Origin of the sequence: Mycolicibacterium psychrotolerans (assembly GCF_010729305.1) — a bacterium.
In the GTDB taxonomy this organism is placed as follows: Bacteria; Actinomycetota; Actinomycetes; order Mycobacteriales; family Mycobacteriaceae; genus Mycobacterium; species Mycobacterium psychrotolerans.
Map to the genome: position 1 here is coordinate 2,600,670 of NZ_AP022574.1, position 19,238 is coordinate 2,619,907.

The following is a 19,238-nucleotide window of genomic DNA, read 5'->3' on the forward strand; positions in this document are numbered from 1 at the left end:
CATGAGGGTCACCGTCGACCAGGACAGGTGCGTTTCCTCGGGGCAGTGCGTGCTCAACGCCGGCGAGGTCTTCGACCAGCGCGACGACGACGGCGTCGTCCAATTGCTGATTCCCGAGCCCGGACCCGAACACATAGAACAGACCCGCAAGGCCGCGGCCGCCTGCCCCGCCCTGGCCATCCATCTCGAGGAGCAAGGATGACGGAGACGCTGACCGAGGAAGCGGTGTCGGCCGCTCCCGAGTACCCGATGGAGCGCTCGGCGGGGTGCCCGTTCGCGCCGCCCGAACCGATGCTCGAGATGAACCGGACCGCACCCCTGTCCCGGGTGCGGATCTGGAACGGCGCCACACCGTGGCTCATCACCGGACACGAGGTGGCCAGGACGCTGTTCGCCGATCCTCGGGTCAGCGTCGACGACCGGCGTGAAGGCTTCCCGCACTGGAACGAGCACATGCTCGCGACGGTGGACAAGCGGCCCCGGTCGGTGTTCACCTCAGATGCCGAGGAGCACACCCGATTTCGACGCATGCTGTCCAAGCCGTTCACGTTTCGGCGCGTCGAGGCACTGCGCCCGGTGATCCAGCAGGTCACCGACGAGTGCATCGACGCGATCCTGGCCGGTCCTGCGCCCACCGACATGGTCTCCCAACTGGCTCTGCCCGTACCCACCCGGGTGATCAGCGACATGCTCGGCGTGCCCTACGACGATCACGAGTTCTTCCAGGAGCATGCCAACGCCGGGCTCGCGCGGTACGCGGCCGCGGACGCCATGCAGAAGGGTGCGATGAGCCTGCACCAGTACCTGATCAATCTGGTCGAGGAGAAGCAGGCCCATCCCGCCGAGGACGCCGTGTCCGACCTCGCAGAGCGCGTCACCGCGGGCGAGATCAGCGTCAAGGAGGCCGCGCAGCTGGGCACCGGGCTGTTGATCGCAGGTCACGAGACCACCGCCAACATGATCGGCATCGGCATCCTCGCGCTGCTGGAGAATCCGGAACAGGCTGCGCTACTGCGTGATTCCGAGGACCCCAAGTTCATCGCGAACGCTGCCGAAGAGCTGATGCGCTACCTGTCGATCATCCAGAACGGCCAGCGGCGGGTCGCGATCGAGGACATCGAGATCGCCGGCGAAACCATCAGGGCGGGGGAGGGCGTCATCATCGACCTCGCACCGGCCAACTGGGATGCGGCGGCCTTCCCCGAGCCCGACAGGCTCGATTTCAACCGGGACGCAGGCCAACAGCTCGGCTTCGGCTACGGCAGGCATCAGTGCGTGGGGCAGCAGCTCGCCCGCGCGGAACTGCAGATCGTGTTCCACACCGTGCTGCGCCGCATGCCCACGATGAAGCTCGCCATCCCGTTCGACGAGGTGCCGTTCAAACACGACCGTCTCGCCTACGGCGTCTACGAACTGCCGGTGACCTGGTAGTCACCTGTTGCCCTACCGCCCGATTGGAGACCCACCATGTCCACGCCAGTAGCCACGCTCTATCCCCCCGAAGGCTTCGGTGCCCCCAAGAACCGGCACGGCCACTTCCCGGGGGAGGGCCTGGCCGATCTTCCCAAAGACACGGTGATCTTCTCGGCCGACAACCACATCTCGGTCGCCGACGACATCTTCTACGAACGTTTCCCCGAAGAGCTCAAAGGTGCCGCGCCGCGGATCTGGTACGAGGACGGCGCGTACATGGTCGGCATGAAGGGCAAGGCCTGGACCGGTGGCGACTTCGGCCGTGTCCTGATGCAGTACGACGACCTCGCCGGCGCCGCGTCGAACAACATCACCGCGCGCATACGCGAGCTGAAGGAAGACGGCATCGACAAGGAACTGGCGTTCCCCAACGCGGTGCTGGCACTGTTCCACTACCCGGACAAGGCCCTCCGCGAACGCGTGTTCCGCATCTACAACGAGCACATCGCCGATCTGCAGGAGCGGTCGAACGGGCACTTCTACGGCGTCGGCCTGATCAACTGGTGGGACCCCAAGGGAACGCGCAGCACGCTCGAGGAGTTGAAGTCACTGGGGCTGAAAACCTTTCTGCTGCCGCTGAACCCCGGCAAGGACGACGACGGCAACATCTACGACTACGGCAGCACCGACATGGACGCCGTGTGGGACGAGATCGAGGCGGCCGGTCTACCGGTCAGCCATCACATCGGCGAGACGCCGCCCAAGACGCCGTGCCAGAACAACAGCGTGGTCGTCGGCATGATGGTCAACGTCGACTCGTTCCGCGAGCAGTTCGCCAAGTACGTGTTCTCCGGGATCCTCGACCGTCATCCGGGGCTGAAGATCGGCTGGTTCGAAGGCGGCATCGCGTGGGTGCCGACCGCCCTGCAGGACGCCGAGCACATGTTGGCCTCCTACCGGCACATGTTCAACCACGAACTCCGGCATCCGGTCAACCACTACTGGGCCAACCACATGAGCGCATCTTTCATGGTGGACCCGCTCGGTCTGGCGCTGATCGACAGGATCGGCGTCGACAACGTGATGTGGTCCTCGGATTATCCGCACAACGAGAGCACCTTCGGCTACTCGGAGAAGTCTCTCGCGTCCGTGGTGGACGCCGTCGGGGCGCAGAACGCGGTGAAGATCGTCAGCACGAACGTGCAGAAGTACCTGGAACTTTGATGACCACGTCTACTCATTCCGGCGTGACGCAGATCGCCCGGACCGGGTACACGTGGCTGGACATCCCTGCCGAGCCGGATCTCGCCCGGATGCGCCGAGAAGTCGGTGCCCGTCTGCACACCGCGATGGCCGACCAGGGCGTGGACGCCCTGGTGCTGCTGGGCAACGGCAACGTCATCTACGCCACTGGCATCAGCTGGCCGCTGGCCGACGCGGGTTTGTCACATGTCGAGCGGCCGGTCGCGGTCGTGCTGGCCGGCGATGAGCACCCGCACCTGTTCCTGCCCTTCCGCGAGGGCGCGGTCATGGAGTCGGACCTGCCAGCCGACCACCTGCATGGGCCGGTCTATCTCGAGTTCGACGAAGGCGTCAGTGAATTCGCCAGAGTCCTGGCGGGCTTGATCCCGGCTGCCGCCACCGTCGCGACCGACGAGTTGACGGGGGCGATGCGGCGGGCCGGCGCCGCGCTGTTCCCGAGCGCGCCGATCGATGCCGCCCCGGTGATCGGTGCGGCGAAGCTGGTCAAGACGATCGACCAGATCGCGTGTGTCCGGCGGGCCTGTCAGATCACCGAACAGGCCGTCGCCGAGCTTCAGAAGTCGTTGGCGCCCGGTGCGCGTCAGATCGACCTGTCCGCCGAGTTCGTACGCCGTACCTTCGAACTCGGCGCGACCACCAACATGTTCGACTCGGTCTGGCAGGTCATGCCCACGTCGAAGGCCGCCGGGACCTGGACCACCACCGGCGATCTCGCGCTGCCGTTGCTGACCACCGAGCGCGAGCTGGCACAGGGGGACGTGCTGTGGACCGACGTGTCCATCTCCTACCACGGCTACTGCTCCGACCACGGGCGCACCTGGATCGTCGGTCAGGACCCGACGGCGGCGCAGCAGCGGCAGTTCGACACATGGAGCCGGATCGTCGACGGGGTGCTCGCGGTGACCAGGGCCGGGGCCACCTGTGGTGACCTCGGACGTGCGGCGATCGCGGCCGCAGGCGGAGAGAAGCCGTGGCTTCCGCATTTCTACCTGGGCCACGGTATCGGAACGAGCGCGGCCGAAATGCCGATGATCGGAACCGATCTCGGTCAGGACTGGGACGACGGCTTCGTCTTCCCGGCAGGCATGTTGCTGGTGTTCGAACCGGTGGTGTGGGAGGACGGCACCGGGGGCTATCGAGGTGAGGAGATCGTCGTTGTCACCGAGGGCGGCTGGATGCCGTTGACCGCGTATCCGTACGACCCCTACGAGGTGTCCGATGGGGACTGAGATCGAAGCCGACGGTCGAGCTCTGCGGTTCAGCCGCCGGCAGCGCGCCCTCACGCAGATGGAGGTCCACGACCTCGACGTGTTGGTGCTCGGCCGTCAGGCCAACGTCCGCTACATCTCCGGTGCCCCGCAGCTGTGGGTGGTCGGCACCCGCCCGTTCGGTCCGATCTGCGAGTTCGTTCGTGCCACCGGTGAGATCCACCTCAACAGCACCTGGGACGAGGGCATTCCCGCCGAGATCCCGCACGAGAATCTGTACGGATTCGCATGGAACCCGATGACGTTGGTCGGCGTCCTCCAAGGCATCACCGGCAGTGAGAGTGCTCGCCGGGTCGGAACGGACGCGTTGACACCGACTTTCGCCACGTTGCTGCCGATGGCTTTCCCGAACGCGGAGTTGATCGACGCCGAGCAGGCGATGCAGGCCGCCCGCCGGATCAAGACTCCCGAGGAGGTGCAGGCGTTGCGTCGCGCGCTTGCGGTCGCCGAGGAGGGGCTGGCGGCCGGTGTTGCCGCACTCGGCCCGGGAATCACCGAGAAGGCGCTCGCCGGCGCGGTGCTGGAAGCAGAGGCCGCCGGCGGGGTGAGCACCCCGGCGACCCAGGACGCCGCCTGGGTGACGTCGAAAGAACATCCGTGGCGCCGCGCCGAGGGCGACGGTGTGGTGCGGGAGGGTGATCTGGTGGCGGTGTCGGCCGGGGTACTGGCCGACGGATATGTCGCCGAGGTGGCCCGAACCCTCTATGTCGGTGAGCCGACCGACGCCGTGCGTGCGCTGTACCGGCGCCGAGACGACCTGTGGGGCCGATTGCTGGGGGCCTGCCGCCCCGGCATGCCGACGAGCATGCTGTTGGACGCCTACCGGCAGTCGGGCGAGAATCTGCCGGCAATGCCGGTCGCACACGGCCTCGGCTTGGGCTTCGACCCGCCGGTCGTGACACCCAGTCTGCGCGAGACCGCGGAGACCGACATCCTCGAGGAGGGCATGGTGCTCGCGGTCAGCGCCTACGTGTGGGAACGGGGCGTGGGCGCGGTGTTCACCCGCGATGCCGTGTTGATCAGCGCCGACGGCGCCGAGATACTGTCGGCCGCAACGGCTTACGGTGAAACGGTCCATGACTGAGCGACCTTCGCCCGAGGACATCATCCTCTACGCGAAGGACCCGACGACCAAGATCGCCACGATCACGTTCAACAGGCCCGACTACCTCAACGCGCCGACGTCGGCGGCGCGGCTGCGGTATGCGGACGTGCTGCGTGCGGCAACCGTCGATAACGACGTCAAAGTGGTCGTGATCCGCGGCGTCGGCGACGATCTCGGCAGTGGGGCGGATCTTCCCGAGTTCATGGAGGGCCGCGACGACCCGTCTGCTCGGCTGGCCGAGTTGCGGCTCGAGGACGAGGGGGTCGGCGACGTCACCTATCCGCCGGCGGGCACTTTCCGCAACGGCGCCACGATCAGCGCGTGGTATGCCAACGTGGCGGCCGGCAACCGTCCGCTGCAGGAGCTGAAGAAGATCAGCATCGTCGAGGCCAAGGGATACTGCTACGGCTGGCACTTCTACCAATGCGCCGACGCCGACCTGGTGATCTCCTCCGAGGACGCGCTGTTCGGGCATCCGTCGTTCCGCTACTACGGGTGGGGTCCGCGGATGTGGACATGGGTGCAGATGATGGGGCTGCGCAAGTTCCAGGAGATGGTGTTCACCGGCAGGCCGTTCACCGCGGCCGAGATGTACGACTGCAACTTCCTGAACAAGGTGGTGCCCAGAGAGCGGCTCGAAGCGGAGGTGGAAAAGTACGCGCGGTCGTGTGCGCGCAACCGTCCCGTCGACACCGTGTTCCAGCAGAAGATGTTCTTCGAGATCTTCAAACAGCAGCAGGGCGAGTACATGGGCAGCCTGCTGGCGGCCTTCTTCGAATCCATGGGCAGCGGCGCGGTCAACGACGGCGAGGACTTCGACATGAACGAGGCGATCCGCACAGGGCTCGGCGACGCCGTCAACGACAACGACCTCAGGTTTCCCCCGGAGTTCCGGCTCAGCAAGTCCAACCGTGCCCCGGACGCCGATGCCTGAGCACCCGCTGGCCGGATACGTCGTCGTCGATCTCTCCAGCGGTATTGCGGGCGCCTACTGCACGAAGCTGCTGGCCGACGGTGGTGCTGAGGTCGTGAAAGTCGAACCGCCCGAGGGTGATCCGCTGCGGTCGTGGTCTGCGTCGGTGGCCGATATCGGCGGGGGCGCCGACGGTGCCCTGTTCTCCTACCTCGCATGCTCCAAACACAGTGTGGTCGCCCATCCGGATACCGACACCGACCTCGTCGACGCCCTGCTCGCCGGCGCGGACACGGTGGTGTGGTCGCGCGGTCCCGGCATCGCCGGCGCACCCGGGTTCGGGCCCGGCGAGATCCACCGCAGGCATCCGCACCTGACCGTCACCGCGATCACGCCGTTCGGTCTGGACGGACCCTGGAAAGACCGGCCCGCCACGGAGTTCACGTTGCAGGCGTGGTCGGGCGGGATCGTCGGCCTCGGCCGTGGCACCCCCGACCGCGCGCCGGTCCACGTCGGCGGGCAGGTCGGTGACTACCTTGCCGGTGCGTACGCGAGCGCGGCCACCTTGGCGTCGCGCATGCGGGGCGGCGCCGAGCTGATCGACCTGTCGATGCTGGAGACCTCCATCCTCGGCCTCACCTACTATCCCGTGACCTACTTCGAGATGCTCGGCAGGCCGTGGCGTGACGCGCGCCGGCTGACGGTGCCCGGCATCGCTCGCGCCAAGGACGGTCTCGTCGACATCGGCTGCGGTACCGCCCAGCAGTGGTTCGACCTGTGCGCGATGACCGGACACGTCGAATGGATCGACGAGGAGTCGCCGCTCACCATCACCCAGCAGGCGACCGAGCACGCCGACGAGTTGTACGCGTGGCTGGCCGACCAGACGGTCGACGAGATCCGCGACCTCGCGACGGCCTTCCGGATCCCGAACGCGCCGGTCGCCAACGGCGCCAACGTCGAACGGCTCGATCACTACGTCGAGCGCGGGTCGTTCATCCCGAATCCGCGCGAGGGGTTCACCCAGCCGGGCCACCCGTATCGGATGGCGCCTGCTGCGCTCCGGCCACCCGGGCCGGCCCCGCGCCGCGGCGAACACACCGAGGCCTACCGTGCGCGGAATCGGGGGTACCTCCCGCTTGCGGGGCACATTCCTGGTCGCGATCGCGGCGAATTCACGACCAGGAATGCTATTCCGCGGAAAGAGGGTCGGCCGTGCGCGGGGCTGCGGGTGATCGACATGACGACCTTCTGGGCCGGGCCCAGCTGCACCCATCTGCTGGCGATGCTGGGCGCCGACGTCATCCACGTCGAATCCACCCGCCACCCCGACGGCACCCGGCTGATCGCCGGCATCCCCGCCGGCGAGGAGCTGTGGTGGGAGCGCTCACCGATCTTCTCGGGCCTGAACACCGACAAGCGCGGCGTGACGTTGAATCTGCAGCACCCGACCGGCCGCGAACTGCTCGGCCGCCTGATCGCGACCGCCGACGTCGTCGTCGAGAACTTCACCCCGCGCGTGCTCGAGAGCATGGGCCTGACCTACGACGCGGTCAAGGCCATCAAACCCGACATCGTCATGGCCCGGATGCCCGGGTTCGGCCTCGACGGTCCGTGGCGTGACAACCCCGCGTTCGCCTACGTGATCGAGGCGGCCGCCGGAATCAGTTGGCTCACAGGCTATCCCGACCTCAATCCGTTCGAGCCCTACTCGGTGGGCGACCCCAACGCCGGGGTACACGCGCTCAACGCGATCCTGCTGGCGCTCGAACACCGCCGCAAGACCGGCGAGGGTTCGATGGTCGAGGCGGCGATGGTCGACGCGGCGCTGGCCGTCGCCGCCGAGCAGGTGATCGAGTACTCGGCGTACGGCGCGCTGCTTGCGCGGACGGGTAATCGCGGCCCGACCGCCGCGCCGCAGAATCTCTATCGCACCAACGAGACCGACGAGTTCGGCCGTCCCGACACCTGGGTGGCGCTCGCCGTGGAGACCGACCGGCAGTGGGCGGGTCTGTGCGATGCGCTGGGCAGCCCGCCGTGGGCGATGTCCGACGAGCTGACGACTGCGCGCGGCAGGCGCGCCCGGCACGATCTGCTCGACCGCCACCTGGCCCGGTGGTGTGGCGACCGTACCGGTGACGACATCGTGACGACGCTGTGGGACAGGGGCGTTCCTGTCGCCAAGGTCATGCAACCGCACCGGCAGACGGAACTGCCGCAGCTGTCGGCGCGGGGGTTCTTCGAGACGGTCCCACACCCGGTGAATCCGCCGACACCGCACAGCACCTTGCCGTTCCGCTCCAGCCGCGGTCCCGAGCGCGTGCACACCACGCCGGCTCCGCTGCTCGGCGAGCACAACGCCGAGGTGCTGCGCGAACTCGGCCTCGGCGACGAGGAGATCGCCCGGCTCGAGGCCGACGGGATCATCGGCACCGAGATCGCCCGGTGAGCGTCAGCCCATTTCGATCCGGATGTTCTTGACCTGCTGGAACTCCCGGAGTCCGTCGAGACCGCCGGTACGGCCGGATCCGCTCTGCTTGTATCCGCCGTAGGGGCCCTGCGGCGAGATCTGACTGAACTGGTTGATCCACACCGAACCCGCCTGCAGCTGCCGGGCGACCGTGTGCGCGCGGACGAGGTCGCGGGTGTGGACGAAGGCGTTGAGCCCATACCGGGTGTCGTTGGCGATCCGCACAGCGTCATCGTCGTCGTCGAACCGGATGAGCGAGACGACGGGGCCGAAGGTCTCCTCCTGGGCCAGTGTCGAGTTGTTGTCGACCGTCCCGAACACCGTCGGGGCGATGTAGTAGCCACTGGCCAGATCGCCGCCCAGACGTGTGCCGCCGGTGAGCAGTTCACCGGAACGTTCGTCGACCGCTTGGTGGACGGCGTTCAGGATGCGTTGCGCGGCAGACTCACTGATGACAGGACCGAAGGCCACAGCGGGATCCCGCGGGTGTCCGATCCGTGCGCTACCGATCAGGTCGAGGAACTTCGCCGCGAAGGCGTCGTAGACGGAGCTGTGGACGAGGATGCGGCTGGCGCAGGCGCAGCTCTGCCCCGACTGCATCAGCGGTCCCTGATGAGCGGCCAGCGCGGCCGCGCTCTCGAGATCGGCGTCGGCGAACACGATCTGGGCGGATTTGCCACCCAACTCGGTGACGACCGGGGTGAGGTTCTGCGCGGCGGCGGTCAGTACGGCACGCGCGGTCTCACCACCGCCGGTGAAGTGGATCTTGCGCACCCCGGGATGACGGACGAGTGCATCTGCGCCCTCCGCGCGCGCTGGAAGGACGCTGACGAGTCCGGGCGGCAGCCCCGCCGCCAGGCACAGTTCCCCGAAGCGAAGTGCCGCAAGCGGAGCGAGCTCCGACGGTTTGAAGATCACGGCGTTGCCGGCGGCCAGCGCCGGCGCGACGCACGCCCCGGCGACCACCAGCGAGCCGTTCCACGGTGCGATCACCCCGACCACCCCGTACGGCTCGCGCTCGATGAGGTTCACGTCGAAGGAGTGACTGACCGGCGTACTCGTGCCGTGGGGCTTGTCGACGTACCCGGCGAAGTGGCGCAGGAACCGCTCGAGCAGATGCGCGGTACCGGCGAAGGACACCGGTACGGCGTAATCGCGCACGTTGAGTTCCGTCAGCTCGTCGAGGTGCTCGTGCACCGCATCGGCGAGGTCGATGAGCAGATCCCGACGGCGATCGACGGTCAGTGCCGTCCACTCCCGGTGCGCGTCCCATGCCGCGGTGACCGCCAGGTCGATCTCGGCAGCACCGGCCAGCGCCACCGTGGCGTTCGGCTGCCCGGTCGCCGGGTCGATGTGCGCATGCCGACTGTCCGTGTCCGTGATCCGCTGGTCACCGATCACCAGACCGACCGTGTCGTGGACGACGTTCACGACGTCGCCTCCGATTCTCCGGCCCACTCAGCCGTCACCCGCTGCTTCTGTTCGGCGATGACCTGTCCCAGGTGTTCGGCCTTCGGCCAGCCGCAGTGCGCGGCGAAATGCAATGCCAGTTCGTCCATCTCGTCGAAGGAGAGGTCGCGACTCTTCAGCGCCGCATAGACGTGGCTGAGGATCGGATAGGGCGCGTCCTGGAAGGCGACGCACGCGACGGTGATCAGGCGCCGTTCCTTGACGCCGAGGCCGGGCCGCAGCCACATCTCACCGAACACGAAGTTGAGGATCCCGGCGCCCTGGAACGGGTTGTCCCGGTTCGGGGCGTAGGGCAGGCAGTTGATGTCCTTGAACGATTGCTCGCCGACACACAAGCGCTGCTCCGGATCGCTGGGCGTCGTCAGCGGGAGCAGTGGCTCCGGCGCGGGCACCGGCAGACCGCGCTCGGCGTGGATGCGTTCCCACTGCTGGTCGACGACCATGTTGAAACGAGATGCCTTGGGCCAGCCTGCGTAGACCGCGAAATGCAGCACCGTCTCCTGCATCTCACCGATGGCGACGTCGCCGCTACTCAGTGCGGCGTACACGTGGTCGCGCAGGGGGCCTTCGGCATCCGCGTCGGCTACACACGGCAGGGTGACGAAACGCCGCTCCCGACGGGTGAGGTTGGGCCGTTGCCACACTTCGGCGAAGACGAAATCGAGCAGTTGTTCGGCGGCCGCGGAGCAGTACCCGGGTGCGGGGACCGTCATGATGTCGGCGTACGCGCCTCGTCCGCGCCCGGTCATGGCCGTGCTCACCGCAGCGTCACCCCGGCGTCGACCTTGAGTTCCAGGCCGGTGACGTAGCGGGATTCGTCGGAGACCAGGAACAGCACGGCGTTGCTGATGTCGATCGCCTCGGCCATCACGATCGGCATGGCATTGGCGAAGATCGGGGCCAGGTCGGGCCGTTCCTCCCGGAGCAGACCATGCAGCGAGGCGGGCTGCATGCCCGTCTCGACGCCGGTCGGGTGCACGGTGTTCACCCGCACGTTCATCGCCGCCAATTCGTTGGCCAGGGCGCGACTCAGCCCCACCACGCCGTGCTTGGACGCGGTGTAGGGCAAGTGCAGTGGCGATCCCTTGATGCCGGCCGCCGAACTGATGTTGACGAGGCTGCCGCCGCGGTCGACGAGGTGCGGAAGGGCGGCGCGGCAGGTGTTCCAGGTGCCGATCAGATTCACATCGACCACGGTGCGCCACTGCTCGGACGTGGTCGTGTCCCAGGTTCCCGCGGTCAGCACCCCCGCGTTGGCGACCGCCGCATCCAGCCCGCCCAGCGTCTCGACCCCTTCATCGACTGCAGCGCAGAGGGTTTCGGCGTCGCGCACATCGACGGTCGCGGTGACCGCACGCCTGCCCGTGTCTTCGACCAGCTGTGCGGTCTCGGCGAGGTCGTCGGCGGTGGCGAGCGGATACTCGACCGACGGAAGTGATCCGCAGATGTCGACGAGGATGAGGTCGGCGCCCTCCTCTGCGAGCCGGACGGCGTGACTGCGGCCCATGCCGCGTGCCGCGCCGGTGACGAGCACCCTCTTGCCGGCGACGCGGCCGTTCCCGGCGCTCACAGCTTGTTGCAGAAGCCGGCGTCGACCGGGAACGTGACCCCGGTGACGTACTCGGCCGCGTCGGAGACCAGGTAGGCGATCGCGGCGCTGATGTCCTCGGGCTCGAGCAGTTGCACCGGCAGCGGGTTCTGCAGATGCGGACCTCCGCCGGGGTAATGCTCGAGGAAAGCGGTCATCGCCGGATTGACCGCCATCATCGTGTTCACCGCGGTGGGATGCACGGTGTTCACCCGGATGCTGTGCGGGGCCAGTGCATTGGCGAGCGTGCGCATCAGGCCGACGATGCCGTGTTTGGATGCGGCGTATCCGAGGCCGCCTCCCTGCAGCCCACCGAATCCGCGCAGGCCGGCGGTCGAGCTGGTGAAGACGATCGAGCCGCCGCGTCCTCCCGCGATCAGGTGGGGGATGGCCGCCTTGGCCGTGTGGAAGGACCCCGCCAGGTTGACGTCGACGACGTCGGTCCACATCTGCAGTTCTTCCTCGATCGTCAGCTCGCGGAACGCCATCGAGGCGATCCCGGCGTTCGCGCAGACGATGTCGAGCCGACCGAACCTTTCCACTCCCGCGGTCAGTGCGTCGTCGAGCGCATGGAAGTCGCGGACGTCGGCCACCGAGGCGACGATCGTGCCGCCGCGTGATTCGACGAGCGACACGGTCTCGGCCAGTTCGTCACGATCGGCCATCGGATAGCCGTTCGACGCGATGTCGGCGCAGATGTCCACGCCGACGATGCTCGCGCCGTCGGCCGCCAGTCGGAGCGCATGGCTTCGCCCCTGCCCGCGGGCCACCCCGGTGATGAAGGCGACTTTGCCGTCCAGAGAACCCATCGAACCCCTCGATCGTCGGGACGCCGCTGCCGCGGCGGAAAGTGAGTAACCTCGTTACACCCGGTACCGTAACGGAGTTACTACTCGACGGCAAGGATGCTTTCCGATGACGGGATCAGTGCAATCGGGGCCGTCTACTGCGGACGGCGATTCCCGCGTGCTCGCGACCGTCGTCGACATCCTCGAGTCGGACGGCTACGACGCCGTGCAACTTCGTGCGGTGGCGCGGCGGGCGCGCACGTCTCTGGCGACGATCTACAAGCGTTACCCCACCCGCGACGAGTTGATCCTCGCGGCGCTCGAAGCGTGGATGGCCGACAACAGGTACGCCGGTGTGGTTCCGCATGCCCGCGCACCGGGAGAGTCCCTCTACGACGCGCTGATGGATCTGTTCCGGCGCATCTTCGAACCGTGGGAGCGCCACCCCCGAATGCTCAGCGCCTACTACCGGGTGAGGTCGTCGCCGAGCGGCAAGCGGTTGCTCGACAGCGGGCTTGGCATCGTCGGACCGGCCGGACTCGAGTTGCTCTCCGATGTAGACGACGAGTTCATCAACAGTCTCGACACGATCGTCTCCAGCGTCGTGTACGGGTTGCTCGGCCGTTTCGCCATCGGTGAGATCGCCATCACCGACATCCTTCCCACCCTGGATCGGACGGTGTACTGGCTGACCAAGGGGTACGAGGCCGGCAATGCCGCCCTCACCGAGGTGGCTCAGCCGTCGGTGCAGGGTCGGGGTGGGCGATGATCACGCCGTCGGACATCCTGCTCACCGGCCGGGTGGCCGTGGTCACCGGCGGTGGCGCCGGGATCGGGCGCGGAATCGCCGGCGGGCTGGCGGCTTTCGGCGCGTCGGTGGCCATCTGGGAGCGCAACCCAGACACGTGCGCGGCGGCGGCCGACGAGGTCGGTGCGCTGGGCATCGTCGTCGACGTGCGCGATGCCGACGCCGTCGATGCCGCGCTCGCTCGCACCGAGGCCGAGTTGGGAACCGTCTCGGTGCTGGTCAACAATGCGGGCGGCACGTTCCGGTCGCCGCTGCTGGAGACGTCCGAGAACGGCTGGGATGCGTTGTACCGCAGCAACCTTCGCCATGTGCTGCTCTGCACGCAGCGGATCGCACGTCGGCTGGTGGCCGCAGGTATGCCGGGGAGCGTCGTGAACATCACCTCGATCGAGGGCGTACGTGCCGCGCCCGGGTACGCCGCCTACGCGGCCGCGAAGGCCGGCGTCGTCAACTACACCAAGACCGCGTCGTTCGAGCTGGCGGCCCACGGCATCCGGGTCAATGCGCTCGCACCCGACCTCACCATGACCGAAGGTCTGGCCGGCATCGCGTCGGTCGAGCGCTCCGACGACATCGGCGCGGGCATCCCGATGCGCCGTGCCGGGACCGTCGACGAGATGGCCTCAGCCGCCGTCTTTCTCGCGTCGGACATGTCGGCGTACATCACCGGCCAGACCCTCCACGTCGACGGCGGCACCGAGGCTGCGGGCGGCTGGTACCTCCACCCGCGCACCGGAGCGGCCACGCTGGGACCCGGCGCAGGCTAGGAGTCCGGCGACGGATCGCCGAGCTTGGCCGCGACCGCGCCCCATGGGTTTGCGAATTGTCCCGGCTGCTTCCAGTAGGCCGCGCGACGCTGGAGAATTGCCTTCACCAGCGGCGCCGCCAGTGGCAGCACATGCCGTGCCGGCCCGGCCCGCCTGGCGGCCTCGTCGAGCATGTCGTGCCACGAATGGTGCTGGAAGCCCAGTGCTTCCTGCGCCCGGGCCGTGTCCATCCAGTCGGTGACGAACCAGTCGTCGTCGCTGTCGGGGTTGCCCCTGCGTCCGGTGGGCAGTCCGTTCTTCAGTCCGCGGGCCGCGGCCAGCGCCGGGCCGACCTGACCCTGGCGCACCCGGTGGGAATCGTCGCCGGCGATCAACAGGATCTCGCCGACCACATCGGCGGTGGTCGCTGCGGCGAAGGCCCACGCGACATCGCGGACGTCGACGGTGTGCAACCTGCCGTCGGTGGGTAACGTGCTCTCGAAGTACAACGCGTCCATCGAGAACGGAATGGCCTTGGGGTCGACGCTGAGTACGCCGCCCAGCCGCAGCACCACCCAGTCCAGTGAGGAAGCTCGGACGATCGCCTCGGCCTCGGCCTTGTGGGCGCTGTAGAGGTCGGAGTGTTTCATCGGCATGTCCGCGGTGACAGGCTCCGCGCAGCGGTGGGGATTGCGCGCCCCGTACACCGCGTTGCTCGACGCCTGGACGAATCGTGGGGGAGCGGGCTGGGATTCGGCGATCCGGACGAGCGTGGCGGTGGCATCGACATTGACGCGCCGGGCCAGCGCGCGGTTCTTGTAGATCGCCGGCGGGATGATCGCGGCAAGGTGAACGATCACCTCCGGCGCCACCTCGGCGACCAGATGCCCGGTCTGCTCCGCGTCGGTCAGGTCGGCCCACTGCACCGAGACGCCCGCAGGAAGCTCGGCTGCGGCCGTCCGGTTGGCTGGGGTGTCGAGATCGGCGACCACGACCCGTCGGCCGAGTTCGGCCAGGCGGCGCACGGTGGCGGAGCCGACGAGGCCGAACCCTCCGGTGACAAGCACCGTTCCCGGCATGAAAGCTCCTCTCACCTGCGGTTATGTTATTCTCTAAAAAGGAGAGTAGCATCACCGGCACCATGGCCGAGGAACAGGCCGAGACGGCCAAGTGGGACCCGGCGCTCGCCCGGCAGATCGCTGCACGGGTGGGGCCGCTGGTCAGACGATACTTTCGTGCCGAGGTCCGCGGGCTCGACGCGATGCCCGCCACCGGGGGCGCGCTCGTGGTCTCGAATCACTCCGGCGGCATGCTCACGCCCGACGTTCTGGTCTTCGCGCCGGAGTTCTACAAGCGGTTCGGCTTCGAGCGCCCGTTGTACACCCTGGCGCACTACGGGGTCTTCCTCGGACCCCTCGGCGACGTCCTGCGACGTGCCGGCGTGATCGAGGCGAGCCGCGAGAACGCGGCCAAGGCACTGCGATCCGGTGCGGTGGTGCTCGTCTTCCCCGGCGGCGACTACGACTCCTACCGTCCGACGCTGACGGCGAACGTGGTCGACTTCGCAGGCCGCACCGGCTATGCGCGCACCGCCATCGAGTCGGGGGTACCGATCGTGCCGGTGGTCTCGATCGGTGCGCAGGAAACACAGATGTTCCTGGCGCGCGGGGACGCCATCGCCCGCCGGATCGGCCTGACCCGTGCGCGGATGGAGATCCTGCCGTTGAGTATCGGTTTCCCGTTCGGCCTCTCGGTGATCTTCCCGCCTAACATCCCCCTGCCGTCGAAGATCGTCACGCGCGTGCTGGCGCCCATCGACGTCGCCGCGGAGTTCGGCGACGATCCGGACGTCGACGAGGTCGATCTGCACGTGCGCGCCGTGATGCAGGCGGCGCTCGACGAGCTGGCACGTGAACGGCGTTTCCCCATCCTCGGTTGACGCGGCATCCCTCAGCCGACGGCAGGCGCCGGCGCCATCGCGGTGGCGACCCTGCTCGGCGGCGGAAGACCGCACGCTCCGCGCAGCTCGCCGAAGGCCTGCACCATCGCATCGGTGGCCTCGTGCGAATCGGTGAACGTACAGTCGTCGGAGAGCACCGCGATGTCGAGCTGATCGACGTAACTCCATACGGTCATGTTGAACGCGCTCCCGGCCGAAAGCACGCCGACAGAGTAGATCTCACTGACCGGTGCGCCGCCGATGTGGCCGCGATCCCGCGGGCCGGGCACGTTCGAGATCGCGACGTTCATCAGCCGGTTGTGATCGGCACGGGTTGACTGCGCGCGAAACAGGGCCGGCGCCAACGGTGGAGGCAAGTACTCGAGCATCCGGCCCTGCAACGTGGGACCCAGCAGATCGTTCACCTCCTTCGCGCGCGTACTCGCCAAGGACGTCAGGGCGACGCGCCGCAGCGGATCCGCGACGTGCACCGGCAGTGACACCATCATGCCGCCGATCTCGTTGCCGGTGATCCTGTCGGTCGACTTGTCGGTGGCGACGGGCACCGTCGCCATGATCGGACGCTCAGCGTGGCCGTCGTAGCGCAGCAACAGTTCCCGAAGGCCGCCAGCGGCGACGGACAGCACGACGTCGTTGAACGTGACCGACAGGGTCTTGGCCGTCTCCTTGACCTCGGCGAGCGAGACGGTGGCGGTCGCGAACGTGCGCGCGGGCGACACCACGTGGTTGAGAAAGGTCGACGGCGCGTTGAAGGGCTTGGCGAGGTCGGGATCGGCGCGGCGGTCCCGGGTCCGCCTCCGCAGCCGCACGGCACCGCGGGCGGCGTCGGCGAGCAGCCCGGGCAGCCGGGCCATGTTGTGCACGTGGTCGAGCTGGGCCTCCCACAGCAGTTGACCCGTCGACGGCACCTCACAGCTCTGCGGGGGTTCCTCTCGCTCGTCCTGCGCGGGGCCGGCCAGATCCATCAGCCGCGCTAGCAGATTCGCCGATGCGACACCGTCGGCCAGCGTGTGATGCACCTTGCCGATGAGCGCGAAGCGGGAGCCGGCCATCCCCTCCGCGAAGTGGAACTCCCACAGCGGCCGGCCGCGGTCCAACGGCGTGCTCGCGATCTCGCCGATCACTCGGTCGAGTTCGCGCCGGCCGCCGGGGGCGGGCACCCGCACCCGGCGCAGATGGTAATCGAGGTCGACCGGACAGTCCTGCAACCACATCGGGTGGTGCAGCCGCCAGGGAATGTCGACAAGGCGGTAGCGCAACGGTTCCAGGAGATGAAGCCGCCGGGCCACGGTGCGCCGGAACGTCTCGAATCCGTAGTCGCCGTCACGGCCGGAGGCGTCGATGACGGCAACCTTCAGCGTGTGCGTGTGAAGATTCGGTGTCTCGCTGTACAACAGCATGGCGTCCATGCCGTTGAGGCGCTTCATGGGACTTCATGCAACCACTCGAGCGTCATGATCAACGCCGTTTCGCCGAATGGTTCAACCGCAGACGGACTCGAGTGCCTCACGGGTGTCGAGGTCGACGAAAGCCGCGCCGTAGCGCTGCGCGAAGGCGAGGCAGATGTCGGCGCGCTGCCATGCGTCGCCGCCCGACAGCGTGGCCATCCAGATCGCGAGACCATGCGCCACCGAGGCCCGGTAGCGCAACCAGATGTCCTCGTCGGTGGGGAGTTCCGCAACCGGAAGGCGCAGTGCGTCGCGGTACTCACCGAGCAGCTCGCGTTCGCAGCGGCGTCGGTCGTCGATGGTCAGGGCGCCCTGGAGGAAGTAGCCGAGATCCAGAGAGTAGTTGCCGCGGCGCACCATCTGCCAGTCGAGGAATCCGACCGTGTCGTCGGGCATCACGTAGGTGTTGCCGATGTGTGGGTCGCCGTGCAGCAGGGTGGGAGGCGATGTCAGGCCCGACTCGGTGAGCGAGCCGATGTAGCGGGCCCAGATGTCGGAGAACAGGTCGGTTCCCGACAGTTCGCGGACCTCGGCGGGCACCGAATCGCCCAGCCGTTCGTGCGCGATGTGCAACGGCGCGTACTCCAGCCCGGCGAAGGCGATGAACGGTTCAACCCAGTCCAGCTCGCGCCGGGAGGGCAGCCGATCGCCCCAGTACTGACTGTGCAGCCGGGCCAGACCTCGCACGCCCGAGGCGACCTGCTCGACGGTCATCGGGCGCGTGGCATCGCGCGGATCCGCGCCGCGCGAAACGACGTCCTCCATGATCATCAGGAAGTCACGCCGGTCTTCGTCGATCACCGCGGTGTACACGGCGGGATGGTCCAGCGGCAGTGACACTTTCGAGGAGAACAATCTCGGCTCGTGGTAGAGCCCGCTGGTCAGTGCCACCAGATCGGCATGCTCCGGATCCACCGCCTTGGCGAACACCGTCGCCGGTCCGGCACCCGCGGAGTACGTCAGTGCCAGCCGAGCCCTCCTGTTGGTGCCGTCGTCTCGCAGCACGACACGCACGCCGTCCACCGCGACACCCGGAAAGTGCTCCATCAGAACGGCTGTCATCCACGCAGGGGTGATCTCGCCCCATCCCTGCGGAATCACCGGGTCGTCCCGATTCGCCGCGGTGGTCACTTCAGGCAGCTGCCCCCGTCGATGGGGAGTGTGACACCCGTGATGAACCGCGCCTCGTCGGATGCCAGGAACAGCACGGCATTGGCGATGTCCTCCGGTTCGACCCAGCCGATGGGGAGGGTGTGCATCAGCTGACCGACGACCTTCATGTCCTCGGGACCCGGGTTCTCCAGGTCGGGCCGGAACAACTTCATCGTGGGCTCGTTCATGAACAGCGGGGTGTTGACGTTGGTGGGATGCACCGAGTTGACGCGGATGTTGTGCGCGCCGAGTTCCACGGCGAAGGTCCTCATCAGGCCGACGACACCGTGTTTGGCGGCGACGTAGTGCCCGGTGTGCGGGTAGGCCTTGAGGCCGCCGACCGAACTCGTCAGCACGATCGACCCGCCGTTGCCGCCGGCCAGGATGTGCGGCACACCGGCCTTGACCGTCTTCCACACCCCGGACAGATTCACGCCGATCATGTCGTCCCAGTCGGGCTCACCGGTCTCGTGCAGCAACTGCCCGCCGTTGCCGATGCCTGCGTTGGCGACGATGATGTCGAGTTTTCCGAACTCCTCGACACCGGCGTTCACGGCGCTGTTGAGGGCATCGAAGTCACGCACGTCGACCTCGGCCGTGTGGACCCGGCCGCCGGCGTTCTTGACCAGGTCCGCGGTTTCCGCGAGGTCCTCCGAGGTGGACAGCGGGATCCGCACCGTGTCGATCTGTCGGCAGATGTCGACGGCGATGATGTCGGCACCCTCTTGCGCGAGCCGCACGGCATGGGCCCTGCCCTGTCCGCGCGCGGCTCCGGTGATGAAAGCGACTTTGCCTTCGACGCGTCCCGTCATGGTCATCAATCCTTCTGTGTCGTCGCTGAAGCGG

The 19,238-nt window shown here is 67.8% G+C and carries 18 protein-coding genes; 10 read left to right on the plus strand and 8 right to left on the minus strand.

Annotated elements, in window-relative coordinates; translation table 11 throughout:
• Position 1 precedes the first annotated feature (1 nt).
• From G6N45_RS12890 to G6N45_RS12920, 7 genes are read left to right on the plus strand one after another with little or no spacing between them, the layout of a single operon-like run.
• On the plus strand, positions 2 to 202 hold the full coding sequence (locus G6N45_RS12890) for a ferredoxin (protein WP_163722679.1): 201 nt from the start codon (positions 2 to 4) through the stop codon (positions 200 to 202).
• Entirely contained in the window at positions 199 to 1,431 is a 1,233-nt protein-coding gene (locus G6N45_RS12895; RefSeq protein WP_163722680.1) for a cytochrome P450, read from the plus strand. Before G6N45_RS12890 ends, G6N45_RS12895 begins: the two co-directional genes overlap by 4 nt.
• 36 nt (positions 1,432 to 1,467) lie before the next feature.
• Complete coding sequence (locus G6N45_RS12900) at positions 1,468 to 2,637, plus strand: amidohydrolase family protein (protein ID WP_163722681.1); 1,170 nt, start codon at positions 1,468 to 1,470, stop codon at positions 2,635 to 2,637.
• Positions 2,637 to 3,905, plus strand: a complete 1,269-nt coding sequence (locus G6N45_RS12905) for a M24 family metallopeptidase (protein ID WP_163722682.1) — start codon at positions 2,637 to 2,639, stop codon at positions 3,903 to 3,905. The genes G6N45_RS12900 and G6N45_RS12905 overlap by 1 nt, the downstream gene beginning before the upstream one ends.
• On the plus strand, positions 3,895 to 5,028 hold the full coding sequence (locus G6N45_RS12910; protein ID WP_163722683.1) for a M24 family metallopeptidase: 1,134 nt from the start codon (positions 3,895 to 3,897) through the stop codon (positions 5,026 to 5,028). The genes G6N45_RS12905 and G6N45_RS12910 overlap by 11 nt, the downstream gene beginning before the upstream one ends.
• Positions 5,021 to 5,983: an enoyl-CoA hydratase/isomerase family protein gene (locus G6N45_RS12915; protein ID WP_163722684.1), complete on the plus strand. Its 963-nt coding sequence runs from the start codon at positions 5,021 to 5,023 to the stop codon at positions 5,981 to 5,983. The genes G6N45_RS12910 and G6N45_RS12915 overlap by 8 nt, the downstream gene beginning before the upstream one ends.
• Positions 5,976 to 8,411 (plus strand): CaiB/BaiF CoA transferase family protein, encoded by a 2,436-nt coding sequence (locus G6N45_RS12920; RefSeq protein ID WP_163722685.1) that lies wholly within the window; start codon positions 5,976 to 5,978, stop codon positions 8,409 to 8,411. Before G6N45_RS12915 ends, G6N45_RS12920 begins: the two co-directional genes overlap by 8 nt.
• A 3-nt stretch (positions 8,412 to 8,414) precedes the next feature.
• Here G6N45_RS12920 and G6N45_RS12925 read toward each other — a convergent pair whose 3' ends face one another.
• The 4 genes from G6N45_RS12925 to G6N45_RS12940 are packed head-to-tail and all read right to left on the minus strand — an operon-like array spanning position 8,415 to position 12,299.
• Positions 8,415 to 9,863 carry an aldehyde dehydrogenase family protein gene (locus tag G6N45_RS12925; RefSeq protein ID WP_246228981.1) on the minus strand — a complete coding sequence of 483 codons (1,449 nt, stop codon included), beginning with the start codon at positions 9,861 to 9,863 and terminating at the stop codon, positions 8,415 to 8,417.
• Entirely contained in the window at positions 9,860 to 10,651 is a 792-nt protein-coding gene (locus G6N45_RS12930; RefSeq protein ID WP_163728323.1) for a carboxymuconolactone decarboxylase family protein, read from the minus strand. Before G6N45_RS12930 ends, G6N45_RS12925 begins: the two co-directional genes overlap by 4 nt.
• An 8-nt stretch (positions 10,652 to 10,659) precedes the next feature.
• The gene (locus G6N45_RS12935) at positions 10,660 to 11,472 is read right to left on the minus strand and encodes a mycofactocin-coupled SDR family oxidoreductase (RefSeq protein ID WP_163722687.1); all 813 of its coding nucleotides are present in this window, start codon (positions 11,470 to 11,472) and stop codon (positions 10,660 to 10,662) included.
• A complete protein-coding gene (locus G6N45_RS12940; protein WP_163722688.1) occupies positions 11,469 to 12,299 on the minus strand; it encodes a mycofactocin-coupled SDR family oxidoreductase in 831 nt (276 codons plus the stop codon). Before G6N45_RS12940 ends, G6N45_RS12935 begins: the two co-directional genes overlap by 4 nt.
• Positions 12,300 to 12,405: 106 nt before the next feature.
• Here G6N45_RS12940 and G6N45_RS12945 point away from each other — a divergent pair, with 106 nt between their 5' ends.
• Both G6N45_RS12945 and G6N45_RS12950 read left to right on the plus strand, forming a co-directional pair.
• Positions 12,406 to 13,047, plus strand: a complete 642-nt coding sequence (locus G6N45_RS12945; protein ID WP_163722689.1) for a TetR/AcrR family transcriptional regulator — start codon at positions 12,406 to 12,408, stop codon at positions 13,045 to 13,047.
• Positions 13,044 to 13,853: an SDR family NAD(P)-dependent oxidoreductase gene (locus G6N45_RS12950; RefSeq protein ID WP_163722690.1), complete on the plus strand. Its 810-nt coding sequence runs from the start codon at positions 13,044 to 13,046 to the stop codon at positions 13,851 to 13,853. The genes G6N45_RS12945 and G6N45_RS12950 overlap by 4 nt, the downstream gene beginning before the upstream one ends.
• Here the strand turns inward: G6N45_RS12950 and G6N45_RS12955 are convergent.
• On the minus strand, positions 13,850 to 14,911 hold the full coding sequence (locus G6N45_RS12955; RefSeq protein WP_163722691.1) for an NAD-dependent epimerase/dehydratase family protein: 1,062 nt from the start codon (positions 14,909 to 14,911) through the stop codon (positions 13,850 to 13,852). The genes G6N45_RS12950 and G6N45_RS12955 overlap by 4 nt on opposite strands.
• A 23-nt stretch (positions 14,912 to 14,934) precedes the next feature.
• Between G6N45_RS12955 and G6N45_RS12960 the strand changes: the two genes are divergently transcribed.
• The gene (locus G6N45_RS12960) at positions 14,935 to 15,771 is read left to right on the plus strand and encodes a lysophospholipid acyltransferase family protein (protein ID WP_163722692.1); all 837 of its coding nucleotides are present in this window, start codon (positions 14,935 to 14,937) and stop codon (positions 15,769 to 15,771) included.
• A gap of 11 nt (positions 15,772 to 15,782) precedes the next feature.
• Here the strand turns inward: G6N45_RS12960 and G6N45_RS12965 are convergent, their stop codons facing one another.
• The 3 genes from G6N45_RS12965 to G6N45_RS12975 all read right to left on the minus strand — a co-directional run bounded on the left by G6N45_RS12965 (position 15,783) and on the right by G6N45_RS12975 (position 19,204).
• On the minus strand, positions 15,783 to 17,219 hold the full coding sequence (locus G6N45_RS12965) for a WS/DGAT/MGAT family O-acyltransferase (RefSeq protein WP_163722693.1): 1,437 nt from the start codon (positions 17,217 to 17,219) through the stop codon (positions 15,783 to 15,785).
• 54 nt (positions 17,220 to 17,273) lie between these two features.
• On the minus strand, positions 17,274 to 18,302 hold the full coding sequence (locus G6N45_RS12970; protein ID WP_179965367.1) for a phosphotransferase: 1,029 nt from the start codon (positions 18,300 to 18,302) through the stop codon (positions 17,274 to 17,276).
• 65 nt (positions 18,303 to 18,367) lie between these two features.
• Positions 18,368 to 19,204 carry a mycofactocin-coupled SDR family oxidoreductase gene (locus G6N45_RS12975; RefSeq protein WP_163722695.1) on the minus strand — a complete coding sequence of 279 codons (837 nt, stop codon included), beginning with the start codon at positions 19,202 to 19,204 and terminating at the stop codon, positions 18,368 to 18,370.
• Positions 19,205 to 19,238: the final 34 nt, after the last annotated feature.